The organism is Pantoea sp. E956-1 (assembly GCF_982223955.1).
In genome coordinates this window covers 1117249-1135706 of the sequence record NZ_CEUYZP010000001.1, presented here as the reverse complement: position 1 = coordinate 1135706, position 18458 = coordinate 1117249, and the positions used below count along the sequence as shown (strand labels likewise).

General features: G+C 61.9%; 1 protein-coding gene. It reads left to right on the top strand.

The annotated features are described in order from the left end of the window. Window positions 1-153: 153 nt before the first annotated feature. On the top strand, window positions 154-18159 hold the full coding sequence (locus AC0T7J_RS05475) for an Ig-like domain-containing protein (protein WP_473792697.1): 18006 nt from the start codon (window positions 154-156) through the stop codon (window positions 18157-18159). Window positions 18160-18458 lie beyond the last annotated feature (299 nt).

Here is an 18458-nt window from a genome sequence, read left to right as displayed (position 1 = left end):
GACCAGCTTTGGCTTTGCCGTTTCGACATACACCAGGTTAAGACATCTTCTGATCTTCAGAAGGTGAAATTATGTGTGAATGCTGTAAGCATAAAATAATTTTATGTTTATGGATTCAGTATATTAGCCAATCTGGTGGAGTAGAGGTTACAAATGGCAGAACTCACGCAAGCCCGTGTAGACATTATCTCGCGCGAAAACGGCACACTCATCTCGCAGTCCGTCGGCGGTTCGTCACAATCCATTAACCTCACAGAGCCCAGCGTCGTGCGCATCAGCGGCACCCGCGCCATGGTGACCCAGTATGAGCGCCAGGGTAACGATCTGGTGCTGCATATGCGTGACGGCAGCACTGTCCGCTATCAGAAATTCTTCCTCGACGACGCCGACGGCCAGCACAGCGAACTGGTGTTCGATGATGGCGTCAATCCACCGGAACACGCACTCTTCCCGCAGACTGCAGAAGGCGCTGAACTCGCTTCCACGTCGGTTACGCCAACCTATGAATCACTCGACAGCGTAGAGCCGCTGCTGCTGGCAGATAACGCCAACACCTCCATGGGTGTGATAACGGCGGGCGGTCTGGGTGTGCTCGGCTTAGCCGGCCTGGCCGTTGGCGTCGGCGGTGGTGGTGGTGGTGGCGGTGGGGGTAACGATGGCGGCAATGACGGTGGCACCGATCCCGGAACACCGGTCACACCGGGGACGCCTGCCATCACGCTCAATGCGTTCGCTGGCGATGATGTCCTGGATAACGCAGAAAAAAGCAGCGATCAGGTATTGAGCGGCACCACCAGCAATGTCGAAGCGGGTCAGATTGTCACTGTCACGCTGGGCGGCCAGACCTACAACGCCACCGTCGGTGCTGACGGCGGCTGGAGCGTCACGATCCCTGCTGCTGCGCTGGCGGGGCTCGCCGCAGGCACCACGTCCATCGACGTCAGCGTCACTAACGCGGCGGGCACGACGACCACCGGCAGCCTGCCCCTTACTGTCGCGGCCGCCGATCCCGGCACACCGGCTGCGCCGTCCATTAGCCTGAACCCGTTTGCGGGTGATAACCTGCTGGATAACAGCGAAAAAACCACGCCACAAACGTTTTCCGGCAGCACCAGCAATGTCGAAGCGGGCCAGCAGGTCAGCGTGACAGTGGGCGGACAGAGCTATAACGCCACTGTGGGGGCGGATGGCAGCTGGAGCGTCTCAATTCCGGCCGCCGCACTCTCGGCGCTGGCTGCAGGCAGCAGCACCATTTCGGTCAGTGTGACCAGCGCCGCGGGCACGGCGGCTTCCGCCAGCCTGGGTATCCAGGTGCAGGCACCTGACACCACCCCTGGCGTGCCAGCCCTGACGATCGCCCCGTTTACCGGCGACGACGTGCTGAGCAACGCAGAAAAAACCAGCGATCAGATTCTTAGCGGCAGCACCACCAACGTTGAAGCCGGGCAGATCGTCACGGTTACACTGGGCGGCCAGAGCTACAGCGGCAGCGTGGCAGGCGACGGTAGCTGGAGCATTACCGTGCCTGCTGATGCGCTGACCGCGCTGGCATCCGGCACCACCACGGTGACTGCCACCGTTGCTGACCAGGCAGGAACCGCCGCCAGCGGTAGCCTGACCGTAAACGTAGAGCCGCCACTGACTCAGCCGGGTACGCCTGTTATCACCATCGATCAGTTTGCCGGTGATGACATTCTCAGCAATGCCGAGAAAAGCAGCGATCAGGTTCTTAGCGGCACCACCACCAATGTGGAAGCGGGCCAGCTTGTCACTATCACGCTGGGCGATCAGACCTACAGCGCAGTAGTGGATGCGCAGGGCAACTGGAACTTCACGCTCTCGCCTGCGGCACTGAATGCGCTGGCAGCCGGTTCGGTGGCGATTTCCGCGGTCGTCACCAGCCAGGCTGGCATTGAAGCCAGTGAAAATCGCGCGATCAGCATCGATACGCCGGTCGTTCCGGGCCCGCCATCCGTCACGCTGGATGATTTTGCCGGGGACAACGTGTTGAGTAACGTGGAGAAAGCCACCGATCAGACACTCACCGGCAGCACCAGCAATGTTGAACCCGGTCAGCTCGTAACCGTCACCCTGGGCGGCCAGACTTACAGCGGCAGCGTTGATGCGCAGGGCAACTGGAGCGTTACTTTGCCATCGGCGGCTCTGAGCGCCCTGGCTGCAGGTGAAACGACGCTGACGGTTTCAGTCAGCAATGTGGCCGGAGATAACGTAACCGGCACGCTGCCCATCACCGTGGAAGCCCCTGTCACACTGCCGGGCGAACCCACAGTCACCATTGGTCAGTTTGCCGGGGATGACATCCTCAGCAACGATGAAAAAGGGACGGCCCAGACGCTCTCCGGCTCCACCACCAACATCGACGCGGGCCAGACGATCACCGTCACCTTTGGAGGCCAGACTTACCTCGGCATCGTCGATGGCAGTGGTAACTGGAGTGTAATTGTTCCGGCAGCCGCGCTGGGTAATCTGCCAGCGGGAGCCAATGCCATCAGCGTCACCGTCAACAATGCCGATGGCGTGAGCACGACCGAAATCCGCGATATTGCGGTTGAGACGCCAGTAACGGAACCGGGCGTGCCGGCTCTGACCCTGAATGATTTCGCCGGCGACAACCTTCTGAGCAACGACGAAAAAACGGTCGATCAGCTTGTCAGCGGTAGCACCAGTGATATCGAAACCGGCCAGATCGTGACGGTCATCCTGGGCGGTCAGACCTACAGTGCCAGCGTGCAGGGTGATGGCAGCTGGAGCGTCGCCGTGCCGTCAGGCGCGCTGAACACGCTGGCAGCAGGCACCACCACACTGACCGTCTCGGTCAGTAATGCGGCGGGCGACACAGTCACTGCAACGCAGCCAGTCACTGTCGAAGCTCCGGCAACGCAGCCGGGTGAAGCCACCGTAATCATCGACGCCTTTGCCGGTGATGACATCCTCAGCAACAGCGAGAAAGCCAGTGATCAGCTGCTGAGCGGCACCACCACCAACATCGGTGAAGGCCAGCAGGTCACTGTCACTCTGAACGGAGAGACTTTTACCGCCACGGTCGGCGCGGATGGCCGCTGGAGTGTGTCGATTCCTGCCAGTTCGCTGGCGGCGCTGACCGCCGGTAGCGCCGCCCTGAATGTGACAGTGACAGATCAGTTCGGCGCGCAGGTCACTGAAACGCGTGATTTCCTGGTGGAGTCCTCGGGCACCGGGCCAGGCATCCCGACGCTAACCCTCAATGCCTTTGCTGACGACAACATCCTGAGCAACGATGAGAAGCTGGACGCGCAGGCGGTTTCCGGGACCACCACCAACGTCGAGGCGGGCCAGATTGTCACGGTGACGCTCGGCGGCCAGAGCTACAGCGGAACGGTTGGCGCCGACGGCAGCTGGAACATTGCGATTCCGGCCGATGCACTCGGTGCGCTGGCAGCAGGTTCTGCCTCGCTGGTGGTCGCGGTCAGCAATGCGGCAGGCACCACCGTCAGCGAGACCCTGCCGATCACGGTAGAGCCGCCGATTACCGAGCCGGGCCAGCCCACTATCACGCTCGATCAGTTCGCCGTGGATGACGTGCTGAGCAACGATGAGAAAACCAGCGATCAGCTATTGAGCGGCAGCTCAACCAATGTCGAGGCGGGTCAGGTCGTGACCGTCACGCTGGGCGACCAGACCTATAGCGCCACGGTCGGCGCGGATGGCAGCTGGAGCCTGAGCGTCCCGGCCAGCGCGCTGGCGGCACTGACGGCGGGCAACGCGACTATCGCGGCCACAGTCACCAGTCAGGCGGGCGTAACAGTCAGCGAAGATCGGGTGATTGCGGTGGAAGCGCCAGCGGAACCGGGTACGCCGACAGTGACGATCGCCCTGTTTGCCGGTGACGATCTGCTGGATAACAGCGAAAAAGCGCTGGACCAGACGCTGTCCGGCAGCACCAGCAACGTGGAGCCGGGCCAGACGGTCACCCTTACCCTGGGCGGCCAAACTTACAATGCGCTGGTCAACGCGGATGGCAGCTGGAGCACGCAGATCCCCTCTGCGGCGCTCAGCGCACTGGCGGCGGGCAGCAGCACCATCGCGGTCAGCGTCACAACGGCGGCAGGCGCCTCAGCCACCGACACCCGCGATATTAACGTCGCCCCGGCGGCAGGCGAACCTGGCGTGGTCTCCATTAGTGAACCTGTCAGCCTTGATGGTTTCCTGAACCAGCAGGAGCTGAGCAGCGATCTGATCATCAGCGGCTCTGCGGTGGGCGTTAACCCGGGCCAGGCGGTGCAGGTTAACTTTAACGGCAGTAATTACAGCGCGGTGGTGAACAGCAATGGCTTCTGGAGCGTCACCGTTCCGGCAGGCGATCTCACCACTATCACCGACGGCGTAAAACTGATTTCAGTCACCACCACCGACGCCACCGGCGCACTGCTGACCGACTCAGCGCAGCTGAATGTGGTCGCGACCACATTGCCACAGGTCAGCCTGGAGCAGAGCGCGATCAGCGATGGCCTTCTCAACCAGGTTGATGCGGGCAGCGATCTGCTGATCGGCGGCAGCACCGGCAAAGCCGTGCCGGGCCAGCAGGTTGAACTGGAACTTAACGGTAAAACCTACAGCACCACGGTCAATACAGACGGCAACTGGAGCCTGGCGCTGCCGGCCGCCGACCTCGCCTTACTGCCGCAGGGCGCTAACAGCCTGATCATTACCGCGATTGATGAAGCGGGCAACCGCGTGGACGAGACGCTCAACTTCAGCGTCGACACGTTGCCACCGAATCTGATTGTGGCAGAGGTCGCAGGCGGCGATGGCATTCTCAACAGCAGCGACGTGGCTGCCGGTCTGCCGGTCAGCGGTTCAGGTGCGTTGCCGGGCGAAGTGGTGTCTGTCTCGCTGAACAACGGGATTTACAGCGCCACCGTAGATGGGCAGGGCAACTGGACGGTGGATCTGCCGCCAGCGGCGCTGCAGGCCCTGTCAGATGGCAGCAGCTATACGCTGGTGGTTACGCTGACCGATGCCAGCGGTAACATCACCACGCAGACGCAGCCCCTGACGGTCAGCACGCAGCCTCCGGTTGCGACCGTTACCGCACCGGGCGGTGATGGCGTCCTGACCAACAACGAACTGACTGTGCCGCTGCAAATCAGCGGAACCGGCACCCCGGGCGACAGCGTGACGGTGGAGTTAAATGGCAAGTCCTACACCGCCATTGTTGACGAAAACAGTAGCTGGAGTGCATCCGTCCCGGTGGCCGATCTCGGCACGCTGACCAATCAGATCTATCCGGTGACCGTCACCGTGACCGATCCGGCCGGTAACATCAGCACTGAGAATACGGAACTGCGGGTGGCTACCGCAGTGCCCGCTCTGACGCTCAACGATCTCAGCGATGATGGCGTGATCAACGTCAGCGACGCGCAGCAGCCGCTGATCGTCAGCGGAACCGGAGACGAAGGCGACACCATCCGCGTCACGCTGAATAACGTGGCCTACAGCGCCGTGGTGGCGCAGGGTGGCAGCTGGAGTGTCACCGTTCCGGCATCCGACCTGGCAAATGTGCCCAACGGTACCCAACCGGTATCGGTAGTGGCGACAGACGCCGATGGCAATACCACGCCAGCCAGCAGTTCACTGATTTTCGCCACCACACCGCCGCTGCTGGAAGTCTCCACGCCGGGCAGTGATGGTTATATCAATATCGCTGAACACACGCAGGATCTCACACTCGACGGACGCGGGGGGGCTCAGGGCGACACCGTCACGGTGAGTTTCAATGGCGAGACCTACACCGCCATCGTGGACACCGATGGCGCGTGGAGTGTTACGGTGCCCGCCGCGATTATCAGCCAGCTGGGCGACGCGATCTATCCGGTTGATGTGGTGCTCAGCGATGCTTATGGCAACAGCAGCACCGTACCGGCCAGCGTCACTGTGCTGGCGGCAACGTCGCCGGCGCTGACGATGAATCCCGTGACCGGTGATAATCAGGTCGACAGTGCTGAACAGCTCACCGACATTCTGGTCACCGGTAACGTCACCGGCGTACCGGCGGGTCAGCCGGTATTACTGACCATCAATGGCCAGTCTTACGATGGCGTAGTACAGGCGAACGGTAGCTGGAGTGTGTCGCTGCCAGCCGGATCGCTGGGCGGCGCAGGCGATAAAACCTTCACCGTGGCGATTACCGATGTGGCCGGTAACCCGGCGCTGCCTGCGGAAGGGCAGTTCAGCGTGGTGACTTCACCTGTACCGTCGCTGTCGATTGCCCCAGTCAGTGACGACAATGCGCTGAATGCTCTGGAGGCGCAGAGCGATCTTATCCTCAGCGGCGGTTCAGCGAACCTGCCGGCGAACAGCCCGATCAGCGTGACGCTGGTGACTGGCGGCACCGTCTACAGCACAACGACCGATGAAACCGGTGCGTGGACCCTGACCGTGCCGGCTGCCGACCTGGCGACGCTGCCGCAGGGCACGACCACCGTTACCGTCTCTTCGGGTGATGTGCAGAACAGCCTGCCGTTGCTGGTGGCGACCGCGCCGCTGGCAGATCCGCAAATCAACACGCCATTCACTGACAACATACTCAATACCGATGAAGCCAGCGCGGCGCAGACGCTGACCGGCACAGTCCTGCCAGGCCAGGCCGTCAGCGTGACCCTGGGCGGTATCAGCTATCCGGCCACTGTAGACGCGAATGGTGAATGGAGCGTGACGATACCCGCAGACAGGCTGCAGGCACTTGCGCAGGGCAGCAATCCGATTTCCGTGACGGTGAGTGATGAAGCGGGTAACAGCACCAGCATCAGCGAGCCGCTGACTGTTGATACCGGCATACCGGTGCTGACCGTTAACCCGATTGCCACCGATGGTGTGATCAATGCGGCCGAAGCCGCCACCGATCTGACCCTCAGCGGCACCGTTACGCCGGGCAGCAGCGTCAGCCTTGCGCTGAATGGCCAGACCTATGACGCAGTGGTTGCCGCCGATGGCAGCTGGACCGCCACCGTGCCTGCTGCGAATCTGCAACAGTTGCCAGATGGCCGTTACGATCTCAACGTGACCGTCACCACCGTCAGCGGCAACGTCGCCACTACGCCATTCCCGGTTACCGTGGATACCACGGCACCAGACTTCAGCATTGATAATCCGGCGGGTGATGGCGTGCTGAATATCGCTGAGCAGGCCGCAGGGTTCAGCTTCAGCGGCGCAGGCAGTGAAGGCGACCGCGTCAGTGTGACGCTGAATGGCGTGACCTACACCGGCACCGTTGATGGTGACGGAAACTGGGCGCTGGCTGTTCCGCCAGCGGCGCTTGCCGGTCTGACCAATGGCAGCAGCTATCCGGTGGTGGTCACCGTCACCGACGCGGCCGGTAACAGCAGCAGCCAGGACAGTGCCCTGACGGTTGCCACCACGCCGCCTCCGCTGGTCGTCGCGCCGGTCAGCGGTGATAACGCGCTGAACGTCGGAGAAGTGGCAGAGCCGCTGGTGGTGAGTGGCAGTGGTCAGAATGGCGACGTGGTCACGGTCCAGCTCAATGACCAGCTCTACAGCACCACCGTTGGCGTTAACGGCCAGTGGACGCTGCAAATCGCCCCTGAAGCGCTGGCGGTACTGCCTCCTGGCAGTAATCGGGTGACGGTGACGGAAACCAGTGCTAACGGGAATCAGAGCAGCCAGGTGGTTGATCTGAATGTGGCAACCGCGCCGGACGTGCAGCCTGTTCTGACCATTGACAGCAGCACCTTCGCCGGTGACGGCATCGTCACGGCAGCGGAGCAGCTGCAGCCGATAACGGTGCGCGGCAGCAGCACGAATGTCGAACCGGGCCAGCAGGTGATCATCTCCCTGAATGGCCTCGAATACAGCGGTGTGGTCGAGGCCAGCGGCAACTGGAGCATTATTCTGCCTGCGGGCGCCCTGGCTGAGCTGGGAGAAGGCAACCAGACGCTGAACGTCAGCGTGATCAACGCCGTGGGTAACACCGCCAGCAGCCCGCTTGACTTCAGTGTGGACAACACCCTGCCGTCGATCGCGCTGGCACCTGTCAGCGACGACAACTACCTCAATGCACAGGAATTGGGGGGCGCCGTCGTAGTCAGCGGCAGCACCAGCGGTCTGCCTGACGGCAGCATTGTCACCGTGCTGGCCAACGGCACCACGGTCAGCACCACCGTGACGGCAGATGGAAGCTGGAGCCTGACCTTACCGGCAGGCACCTTTACCGGAACGGCAGACGGCCCGCAGATCATCACCGCCACCGCCAGCGACGCTAACGGACAGCCGCTGGCGACCAGCGACGCTACCCTCACGGTGGTAGCCAGCGCATTGCCGGTGGCGACCCCGGGCGTGGCCTTTGATGATGGCATTCTGAGCGGCGAGGAAGCCGCCGCTGGTGGCACGATCACCGGTAATACGGGCGTGACCGGCGACGGTCAGACCGTCGTCGTGACGCTGGGCGGTAACAACTACAGCGGCACGGTCGATGCCGCAGGCAACTGGCAGGTCGCGGTTCCGGCCGATGTCTTGTCTGCGCTGCCGCAGGGCAATAGTGGCTACACCGTGCTCGTCAGTGATGTGGCGGGCAACAGCAGCCAGGCGGATGGCAACCTGGTGGTGGATACACTGCCTCCGGTGCTGAACTTCATTACGCCATCCGATGGCATCATTAACGCCGCTGAAAGTCAGCAGCCGCTGACGCTGACCGGCAGCAGCGAAGCTAACGCCCTGATTGTGGCCAGCTTCAACGGCACCACCCTGAGCACCACCGCTGACGTCAACGGCGTCTGGTCGCTGGAACTGCCCGCCACGGTTTACACCGGGCTGGGCAACGGCAGCTATCCGCTGACCGTGACCGCCAGCGATGCGGCCGGAAATGCCACCACCACCAGCCGCGACCTGGCGCTGAAAGTGGAGCCAGGCACACTGCCGACCCTGACGCTGGATGCCTTTGCCGGTAACAATGTGGTCGATGGCGCGGAGCGCCTCACCGATCAACGTCTCTCCGGCACCACCACCAACGTTGAAGCGGGGCAGCTGATCACACTCACCCTTGAAGGTACAGTTTACAGCGCCGCCGTGCAGGCGAGCGGGGCATGGAGCCTGATCGTGCCAGCCGGTGCGCTGGCCGCGATTAATGATGGCAGCGCCAGTTTTACCGTGGCGGTCAGCGATGTGGCGGGCAACACCTCCACCAGCAATCTCACCTTTGACGTCAACAGCAACGCCTCTGGCCTGGCGATGGATGCCATCAGCGAAGACAACTACCTGAATGCGCAGGAGCTGGGTCAGGCCCTGGTCGTCACCGGCACCTCAGTGAATGTGACAGAGGGCAGCACGGTCACGTTGCTGTTTAACAACATCAGCTACAGCGCGCAGGTCTCGGCCAGCGGCCGCTGGACAGTGATCGTTCCGGCTGAGGCACTGACGGCGCTCGCCGACGGGCCTTACGCCCTGACGGTCACCGCAACGGACAGCGGCGGGGCGACCCTCAGCAGCGAGGCAGCGCTCAGCGTGCTGGCGACGCTGCCAGCACCGCAGATCGTCTCGGCCTTTGGCGATGGCCTGCTCAACAGCAGCGAGATCACCTCGGCACAAACCCTGAGCGGCACCACCGGCATAACCGGTGACGGCCAGACGGTGAGCGTGCTGCTGAATGGCGAAACCTACAATGGCACCGTCGACGGCAACGGCAACTGGCTGGTCAGCGTGCCCGCCACGGCGCTGGTCGGCCTGCCGGAAGATCGCCTGAGCTATACCGTCACCGTCCAGGATGCGGCGGGTAACACCGGCAGCAGCCTGGGTAGCGTGACGGTGGATCTGACGCCACCGACCCTGACACTGAATACGGTTGCGGGCGATAACAGTATCAATATTGCCGAAAGCACCGCGCCGATTGTTCTCACCGGCAATAGCAATGCCGAAGCCGGACAGCAGGTCACCCTTACCCTGAACAACCAGACCTGGAGCACCACGGTTGACCAGAACGGCGAGTGGAATCTGACGCTGCCTGCGGGTTCGCTGGCCGGTATTCCGGCCGGGGCGTACATTCTGACCGTGACGGTCAGCGATGCGGCGGGTAACCCGGTAACCGAAACCCGTGAAATCACCGTGGCGACGGCGTCGCTGGCCGTCAGCATAGACACCCCGTTTGGCGATGGTTATCTGAACCTGGCGGAACAGGGGGTCGGTCAGACGCTGAGCGGCAGCACCGGGTTAGCGGGCAACGGCCAGACCGTCAGCGTGACGCTGGGCGGGAATGATTATTCCGCTACGGTGGATGCGCAGGGTAACTGGACGCTGACCTTAACAGCGGATCAGGTGCAGTCGCTGGGCGAGGGAGTCACGACGCTGGTGGTCAATGCCAGCGATGCCGCAGGTAACAGTGGTTCGCTGACCCGCGCCGTCACGGTCGATCTCACGCCGCCTGTGCTGAGCGTCAACCCCATCGGCGGTGACAACATCATCAATTCGGTGGAGGTGCTGGAGGCGCTCGCCATCAGCGGCACGGCGACGGAAGCGGATGCCGGACAGACAGTCACCGTCAGCTTCCAGAACGTCGATTACACCACCCAGGTGCTCTCTGATGGCACCTGGCAGGTGACACTGCCCGCCAGCATCGTGCAGGGGCTGGCAGACGGCAGCTACACCGTTGCTGTCTCGATGACCGATGTTGCGGGCAACCCGGCCACGGCCACTCAGACCCTGACACGTGATGCTGACAATCTGAACCTGCCGACCCTGACCATCGGGACCATCAGTGATGATAACTTCCTTAACCAGGCGGAGTCGTTGCAGGATCTGAGCATCGGCGGCACCAGTAACAATCTGGCGGAAGGCCAGCTGGTGACGGTGACGCTGAATAACATTCAGTACAGCGGCACGGTGGCAGCCGATGGCCGCTGGACGGTAACCGTTCCGGCCGCCGATCTGGGTAATCTGCCGGATGGCGATCAGCTGCTGGTCGTGGTCTCAGCGGATACGTCTGGCAATCCGGCCAGCGCCAGCACCAGCCTGGTCGTGCTGGCCAGCGCGCAGGCTCAGCCGACGCTGACCATGAACGTGGTAGCGGGCGATGATGTGATCAATGCCACCGAGGCCACAGCGGATGTCGCGGTCAGCGGCAGCAGCAACCTGCTGGCAGCGGGTACGCTGGTGACGGTGTCGTTTAACGGCACTGGCTACAGCACCACGATCGATGCTGACGGCAACTGGACGGTGAATGTGCCGTCAACGGCGTTTACCTCAGTGGATACGGGCAGCACGCAAACCTTTACCGTGACCGCCACTGATGTTGCAGGCAATCCGGCGAGCGCCACGCAGGAGGTCAGTTTCAATACCACACCGCCAGTGCTGACGAATATCACGGTTGACGCGGGTGATACCCTTAATCTGGCAGAGTCGCTGCAGGATCTCACTATCAGCGGCAGCACCTCTGACGCATTGCCGGTAACAGTGACGCTGAATAACGTCAGCTATACCACCACGGCAGATGAAAACGGTAACTGGTCACTTACCATTCCGACCACTGACCTGCAGCAGCTGGCTGACGGCCCCAATGCGATCACCGTTTCGGTCACCGATGCGGCGGGCAATACCATCACCGATAGCACCACATCACTGGACGTAGCGGTTAATACCCTGCCAGCGCTGACCCTGAATACGCCGTTTGGCGATGCGCTGGTCAGTGCGGCAGATGCTGAAGGGGCGTTAACGCTGAGTGGTGACAGTACCAATCTGCCGGAAGGCAGCGTGGTGAATATCTCTGTAGGCGGGCAGAACTTCAGCACCACCACCGATGCCAGCGGCAACTGGACGCTGAACCTGGCACCGGGCGCGCTGACAGGCCTGGCCGATGGACTGACACAGGTGGTGGTCAGCGCCGTGGATGGTGCCGGTAATCCGGCGCAGGTTACCACAGGTGTTGAGATCCTGCAGACTGCGCCTGTTTCAGCCGCCTTCGACACGACATTGTTCGGCGATAACATCATTAATATCAGCGAAGCAGGCTCCGCTCAGCTGGTGACCGGCACCTCCACCGTCTTGCCGGGCCAGACCCTGATCGTCACGGTGGGCAATGATAATATCCCACTGTCGGTGACGGTCGATGCCAATGGCAACTGGACTGCCAGCCTGCCCCCAGAGTACATCGCCAACCTGGGAACCGGTGAACACACGCTGACCCTGATCACCACCGATCGGGCCGGTAACAGCATAGAAACGACCAAAACGTTCGTCGCTGCGATTACGCCAATTGCTGATCCAACGCTGGATACGCCTTTTATTGATGGCCGTATCAATGCCGAAGAGGCCGCCGCAGGCGGATCCCTGACCGGTGCGGTGAACATTAATAACGCCGCGTCGGTCACGGTGACCGTTAATGGCACCCTCTATTCTGCGACGCTGACTGAGGGTGGTTCGCGCTGGTCACTGGATCTGCCGGCTGATGTATTGCAGTCACTGCCGGATGGCAACCTGCCTGTCAGCGTGACGGTTACCGACGCGAACGGCAACATCGGCAGCACCAGCGGCACGATACTGGTCGCCGTTAACGCGCGGCCGGATGTCACGCTGAATCTGCCGTTTGGAGACGGTGCGCTGAACGCAGCAGAGGCGGCCGGTGAACAGATCCTCAGTGGCACCACCGGCATTACCGGTGCCGGACAGACGGTTACGGTGCTGATCTCCGGCTTTAACAACGGTCAGCCGCTGGCAGCCACGGTTCAGACCGATGGCAGCTGGTCACTGGCCCTGTCGCCGGCGCAGTTAGCCACTTTCACCAGCGGCACCCACACCATTACCGTGACGGCGACCGATATCGCGGGTAACAGCGACGCGACGGCGCAGAGCGTGGTGACAGAGGTGGCGCTGCCCGTGCCGACCTTCAACCCAGGCGCATTTGGCGGCGACAACCTGCTGAACATCAGTGAAGCCGCTGCAGGGGTGACCCTGACCGGCACCACCGGCAGTGTCGGGGCGAACCAGGCGGTCAGCATTACCGTGGATGTCAACGGCAGCCTCTATTCTGGCACCGTGGCGAGCAACGGTAACTGGACTGTTAACATTCCTGCCAACGCCCTGAGTTCACTGGGTGACGGTGCGCAATCGCTGACGGTTAACGTCGTGGATGCGGCGGGCAACAGCGCGTCGGCGCAACTGCCGTTCACCGCGGATCTCAGCGCGCCGCAGCCTGCGGTCAATCCGGAATTCCTCGGCAGTTATGTGAATGGCGGCGATGTTACCGCGGGCGTGACGCTGAGCGGAACCACCGGTGAGGCGGGCGCGAATCAGACTGTGCAGCTTACGCTTGGCGGCACAACCTATTCTGCGACAGTGGATGCCAATGGGAACTGGACGGTGCCACTGACAACGGTGGAGCTTTCACAGCTGCCGGATGCCACCTATCCGGTTACCGTGACGGCAACCGATGCGGCGGGCAACAGCACCACCATTAATAGCTCGCTGGTGTTCGACACCACACCACCGGTGCTTAGCTTCACAGCCTTTACCGGTGACAATGCGCTGAACTACGCCGAGAGCATTCAGCCGCAGAGTCTCAGCGGCGCCGCGACTGGCGCAGAGACGGGCGACGTGGTTACGGTCTCGCTGAATAACACGACCCTCGGCACAGCCGTGGTTGACGGTAACGGCAACTGGAGTGTGACGCTGACGCCAGAACAGATGGCCACCTTTACACCATCAACAACGCTGACGCTGACAGTGACCGATCTGGCTGGCAATATCGCAACCGTACCGGTCGCGCTGACCGTGGATCTGACGCCACCGCCAGGGCCGCGGGTCACGCTGGGCACAGTCTCGGGCGACAACATTATCAGCACCCAGGATGTAGCGGGTGGTGTGGTAGTGAGTGGCACTTCCGCTAACCTCGGTGCGGGTGGGGTAGTGACGGTGTCGATCGGTGATCAGGAGTACGCGACTACGCTGGATGGGGCGGGCAACTGGTCAACGGCGGCATTGCCGGTCAGCGCCTTTGGCAATGCGGACGGCAGCGTCGCCATCACGGTGGATGCTACCGGCGGCACTAGCCCTGTAACCACCAGCGGTAACGTGCTGATCGACCTTACGCCACCGGCACTGACTCTCAATCCGTTTACCGGTGATAACCAGATCAATGGCAATGAAAGTGCCACCAGCCAGAGCATCAGCGGCACCGCCGATCTCAGCGAAGCAGGCCGCACGGTGGTGGTGACCTTCAATAATCAGACCTACAACGCCGTGGTACAGAGCAACGGCACCTGGTCCACAACCGTTCCTGCCAGCGCGATGCAGGCGCTTCCCGATGGCAGCTCGCCGGTGATCTCCGCGCAACTGGCGGATGTGGCCGGTAACGTGACGACGACTACCCAGACGGTGACGGTGGATACCGCCGCGCCGCTGGTCCAGGTCGACGCGTTCCTCGGCGACAACGTGATCAACGCCGCTGACCTGGTGCTAAGCCAGGTGCTGACCGGCAACGCGCAGGGAGCCGAAGGCCAGACCATCGGTCTCTATCTGGGCGATGCCGCGCCGATCGCCACCGCGACGGTGGGTGCTGACGGACGCTGGAGCATCGATCTCGCGCCGGATGTCCTGGCGAGCCTCACTGAAGGCGCGCTGGTGTTTGGCGTGCGGGTCAATGATGTAGCCGGGAACCAGACCGACGCCACGCTGACGGTCAACAAAGTGGTCAACAGTGCGCTGACGCTGGTGGTCGATTCGGTGTTCGGCGACGGCACGCTCAGCGCACTGGATACCACGGTGGCACAGACCATTTCCGGGGTTGCGACCTCGGCGGGTGTGGGTGCCACGGTATCGGTGGTGCTGGGCGGCACAACGCTCTCTGCGTCAGTGGGCCAGGAGGGTAAATGGGCCATCGTGGTGCCGCCTTCGGTGCTGGGCCTGTTAAGCGATGGCAATCTTGCGCTTGACGTCACCCTGACCGATGCCGCGGGCAACACCCGCACCGTCGGTGAAACCGTCACGGCGATTGTCGATGCGGTGCCGGTGGTTGGTGCGCTCACCGGGCTGTTTGGCGGTGATAACCTGCTGAACATTGCGGAAGCCGCTGCCGGACAGCTGGTCAGTGGCGTGATAGAAAATGCGGCAGTGGGTTCCCAGGTAACGGTCACCTTTGGCAGCAAGAGTTACAGCACGACGGTGCAGGCGGGTGGAGTGTGGAGCGTTAGCCTGCCGGGCAGCGATCTGACCTCTCTGCTGGATGGCAATCTGACGCTGGGCGTCAGCGTCAGAGACGTGGCGGGTAACGTCGCCTCCAGCAGCGCATCCATCGGCATCTTTACTCAGACGCCATCTATCTCGCTGACCTCACTGTTTGGTGATGGGGTGCTGAACCTGGCCGATATCGCCACCGGACAGGTGATCAGCGGGGTGGTGAACAACGTTGCGCAGGGCAGTGTGGTGACGCTCTCGGTTGGCAACAGCCAGGTGACCGCCACCGTGGGTGCGGGCGGGGCGTTCAGTGCCACGGTGACACCAGATATTCTGGGCACGCTGGCGCAGGGCAACCTGACGGTGGACGCGTCGGTAACGGATGCGGCGGGCAATACCGCCAGCACCAGCGCCGGTATCCGGGTCGATACGCTGCTGCCGACCATCACCGTGAATCCGCTGTTTGGCGACGGTCTGCTGAACGTGGCGGATGCGCTGGTCACCCAGGTGATCGGTGGGGTGATTGGCGGCGCGGAAGCGGGATCGCGCGTGGTGGTGTCGGTAGGTTCACAGCAGTTGGTGACGGCGACCGATGCCAATGGCAACTTTAACGTCTCGCTGACGCCAGCGCTGTTGCAGGGGATTGCAGATGGCAATCTGACCGTGGGCATCAGCGTCACCGACAGCGCGGGTAACACCAGCAGCATCACGGCCGGGGCACTGGTCGGTATTCACAACCTGCCGAAAGTCACCCTCAATCCGCTGTTTGGCGACGGCGTGCTGAACCTGGCGGAGTCACTGGTCACTCAGACCATCAGTGGTACCGTCTCCGGGCTGGCTGCGGGCAGCAGCGTCAGGCTGGCGATTGGCAACACCACCGTCAACGCGCAGGTCAACGCGGATGGCAGTTTCTCAACCGCCGTCTCGCCAGCGATTTTGTCAACGCTGCTGAACGGTAACTTCACCGTCAGCGCGGCCGTTACCGATCCGGTCGGTAACGTCAGCAGCACCAGCGCGGGCGTGTCACTGGGACTGTTCCAGCCGACGCTGTCGGTGAATACGGTGTTTGGCGATGGCGTGCTGAGCGCCGCGGATCTGGCCTCTAACCAGACCCTGAGCGGGACGTCCAGCCTCTCAGCCGGTTCAACCGTCAGCGCCACGCTGAATGGCCTGACCTACACCACCAAAGTGGTCAGCGGCGGCAACTGGAGTATTACCGTCCCGAAAGCGGATCTTGTTGCTATCACTGACGGCAGTAAAACCGTCACGGTCACCGGCACCGATGCCTATGGAAACGTGGCAAACAGCAGCGGAACGCTGAGCGTCATCAGTCAGTCGACGCCGGTGGTCGCCATTACCTCGCTGTTTGGTGACAGTGCGCTGAGTGCGGCAGATGTCAAAACGGCGCAGACTATCAGCGGTACCGCCAGCAACGCCGAGGGATCGGTCGTGCGCGTCACGCTGGGTGGTCAGACTTACAGCACGACGGTAAGCAGCAACGGCAACTGGAGCCTCTCTGTGCCGGCGGCTAACCTTGCTGCCATTACTGACGGCCTGCAGACCGTCACCGCCAGCGTTACCAACGGTGCGGGCAGCATTGGCAACACCTCGGCGTCGCTGGGTGTGGTCAGTCACACCACGCCGACGCTCAGCGTCAACAGCTTCTTTGGCGGCGATGGCTACCTCAACATTGCGGAAGCCAATAGTGCTGAAACCATCAGAGGGACCAGCACCAACGCGGCGGGCGGCACGGTGACGGTGAACGTGGCGGGCAATATCTTTACCACCACCATTGGTGCGAATGGCGCCTGGAGCATCAGCGTGCCGTCAGCGACGCTGAAAGGGATCGCTGATGGCAGCCATCCACTGACCGTCACGGTGGCGGACATTGGCGGCAACACCGCAACCAGTACCAGCAGCTTTACCGCGCTGTCGCACAATCAGCCGCTGGTCGGAGTCGATCCGGTGCTGAGCATCGTCGGTTCCTTACTGGCGGGTCTGGTGGTGCAGGGGGGATCGCTGAATGCCGCACAGGGCTCGAAAGTGAGCGTTACGCTGCTGCTCTCCAACGGCAACAACGGCCCGACGCTGAACACCACGACCGATGCGCTGGGGCGTTACGCGGTTAACTTCTCGCCTTCACTGCTGTCGGTGGGTGGCCTGCTGCTGTCGCTGGGAACGCGGGCGAAAGTCTCGATTACCGACGCGGCCGGTAACAGCTATTCCACCACCAATACCCTGTTACTGGGTTCGCTGCTGCCGGTCACGCTGGCGGCAAACGAATCGGTTGCGCTGTTCTCGGTGGCGGATGACAGCGCCACTGTCGCCAGCGCGGAGACGCAGCATAACAGCAGCACCAGCAGCGACGAGAGCAGTGCCCATGTGGCGGTGGCGTCCACGCTGATTACTGAAGCGGATACCGTGACGCCAGTCGGCAGCAGTGAAAACGCGGCGGCAAATGACGCCGCAATTGCAGCGGCACCGGCAGAGGAGGCGGGTTACACCATCGGCGGCGTCGTGATTACGCTGGCCGATGGCAGCACCATTGAGGGGGCTACAGTGACCGGCAGCAGCGGGGCGGATATCGTGACGGTCAGTGACCTTGACTTTACCCATATTGATGGCGGCGCAGGCACCGATACCCTGGTGCTGAACGGGGAGTATCTCAGTCTGGATCTCACCGCGCTGGGCCTGAAGGTCGAACACATTGAGGTGCTCGATTTGGGTAAAACCGGCACCAACTCCGTGAAGCTCGATCTCAATGAAGCACTCAATATCACGGATAAACAGAGTGACGATTTGCTGATCAAAGGCGCAGATGGCAGCCAGGTGACACTGGCTAACAGCAACGGCGGAATCTGGGAAGTGACCGGCGAGCGTACCGTTGAGGGCAGAGTGTTTGAGATCTACCACAACTCGGCGCTGACCAGTGATAACACCCTGGGCGATGTGCTGGTGCAGCAGAACCTGCAGGTCCATGTTGTGTAGTGACTGAAAGGTCAGTTCAGAAGATGAATAGAGCGGGTGCGAAAGCACCCGCTTTTTTTGTTTTAGTCACGTGATAATTCTATTTTCCAGATTATCGCCACTATTCATTAGCAGAATGAAAGATTAGGGTAGGCGCAACAAACGGCGTCACGCCGTAAAATCAGCATTCTGGCTCTATTTGTCGCTTTTATTAGCGTCCTGTTTATCAATCCTTGTTACCTGCGGGTAACCGGTTCCGACCAGCGGAAACGGGCAGCTTCAGCTGTCCCACTATCATGTCGTCAGGCTTAACGATCGGT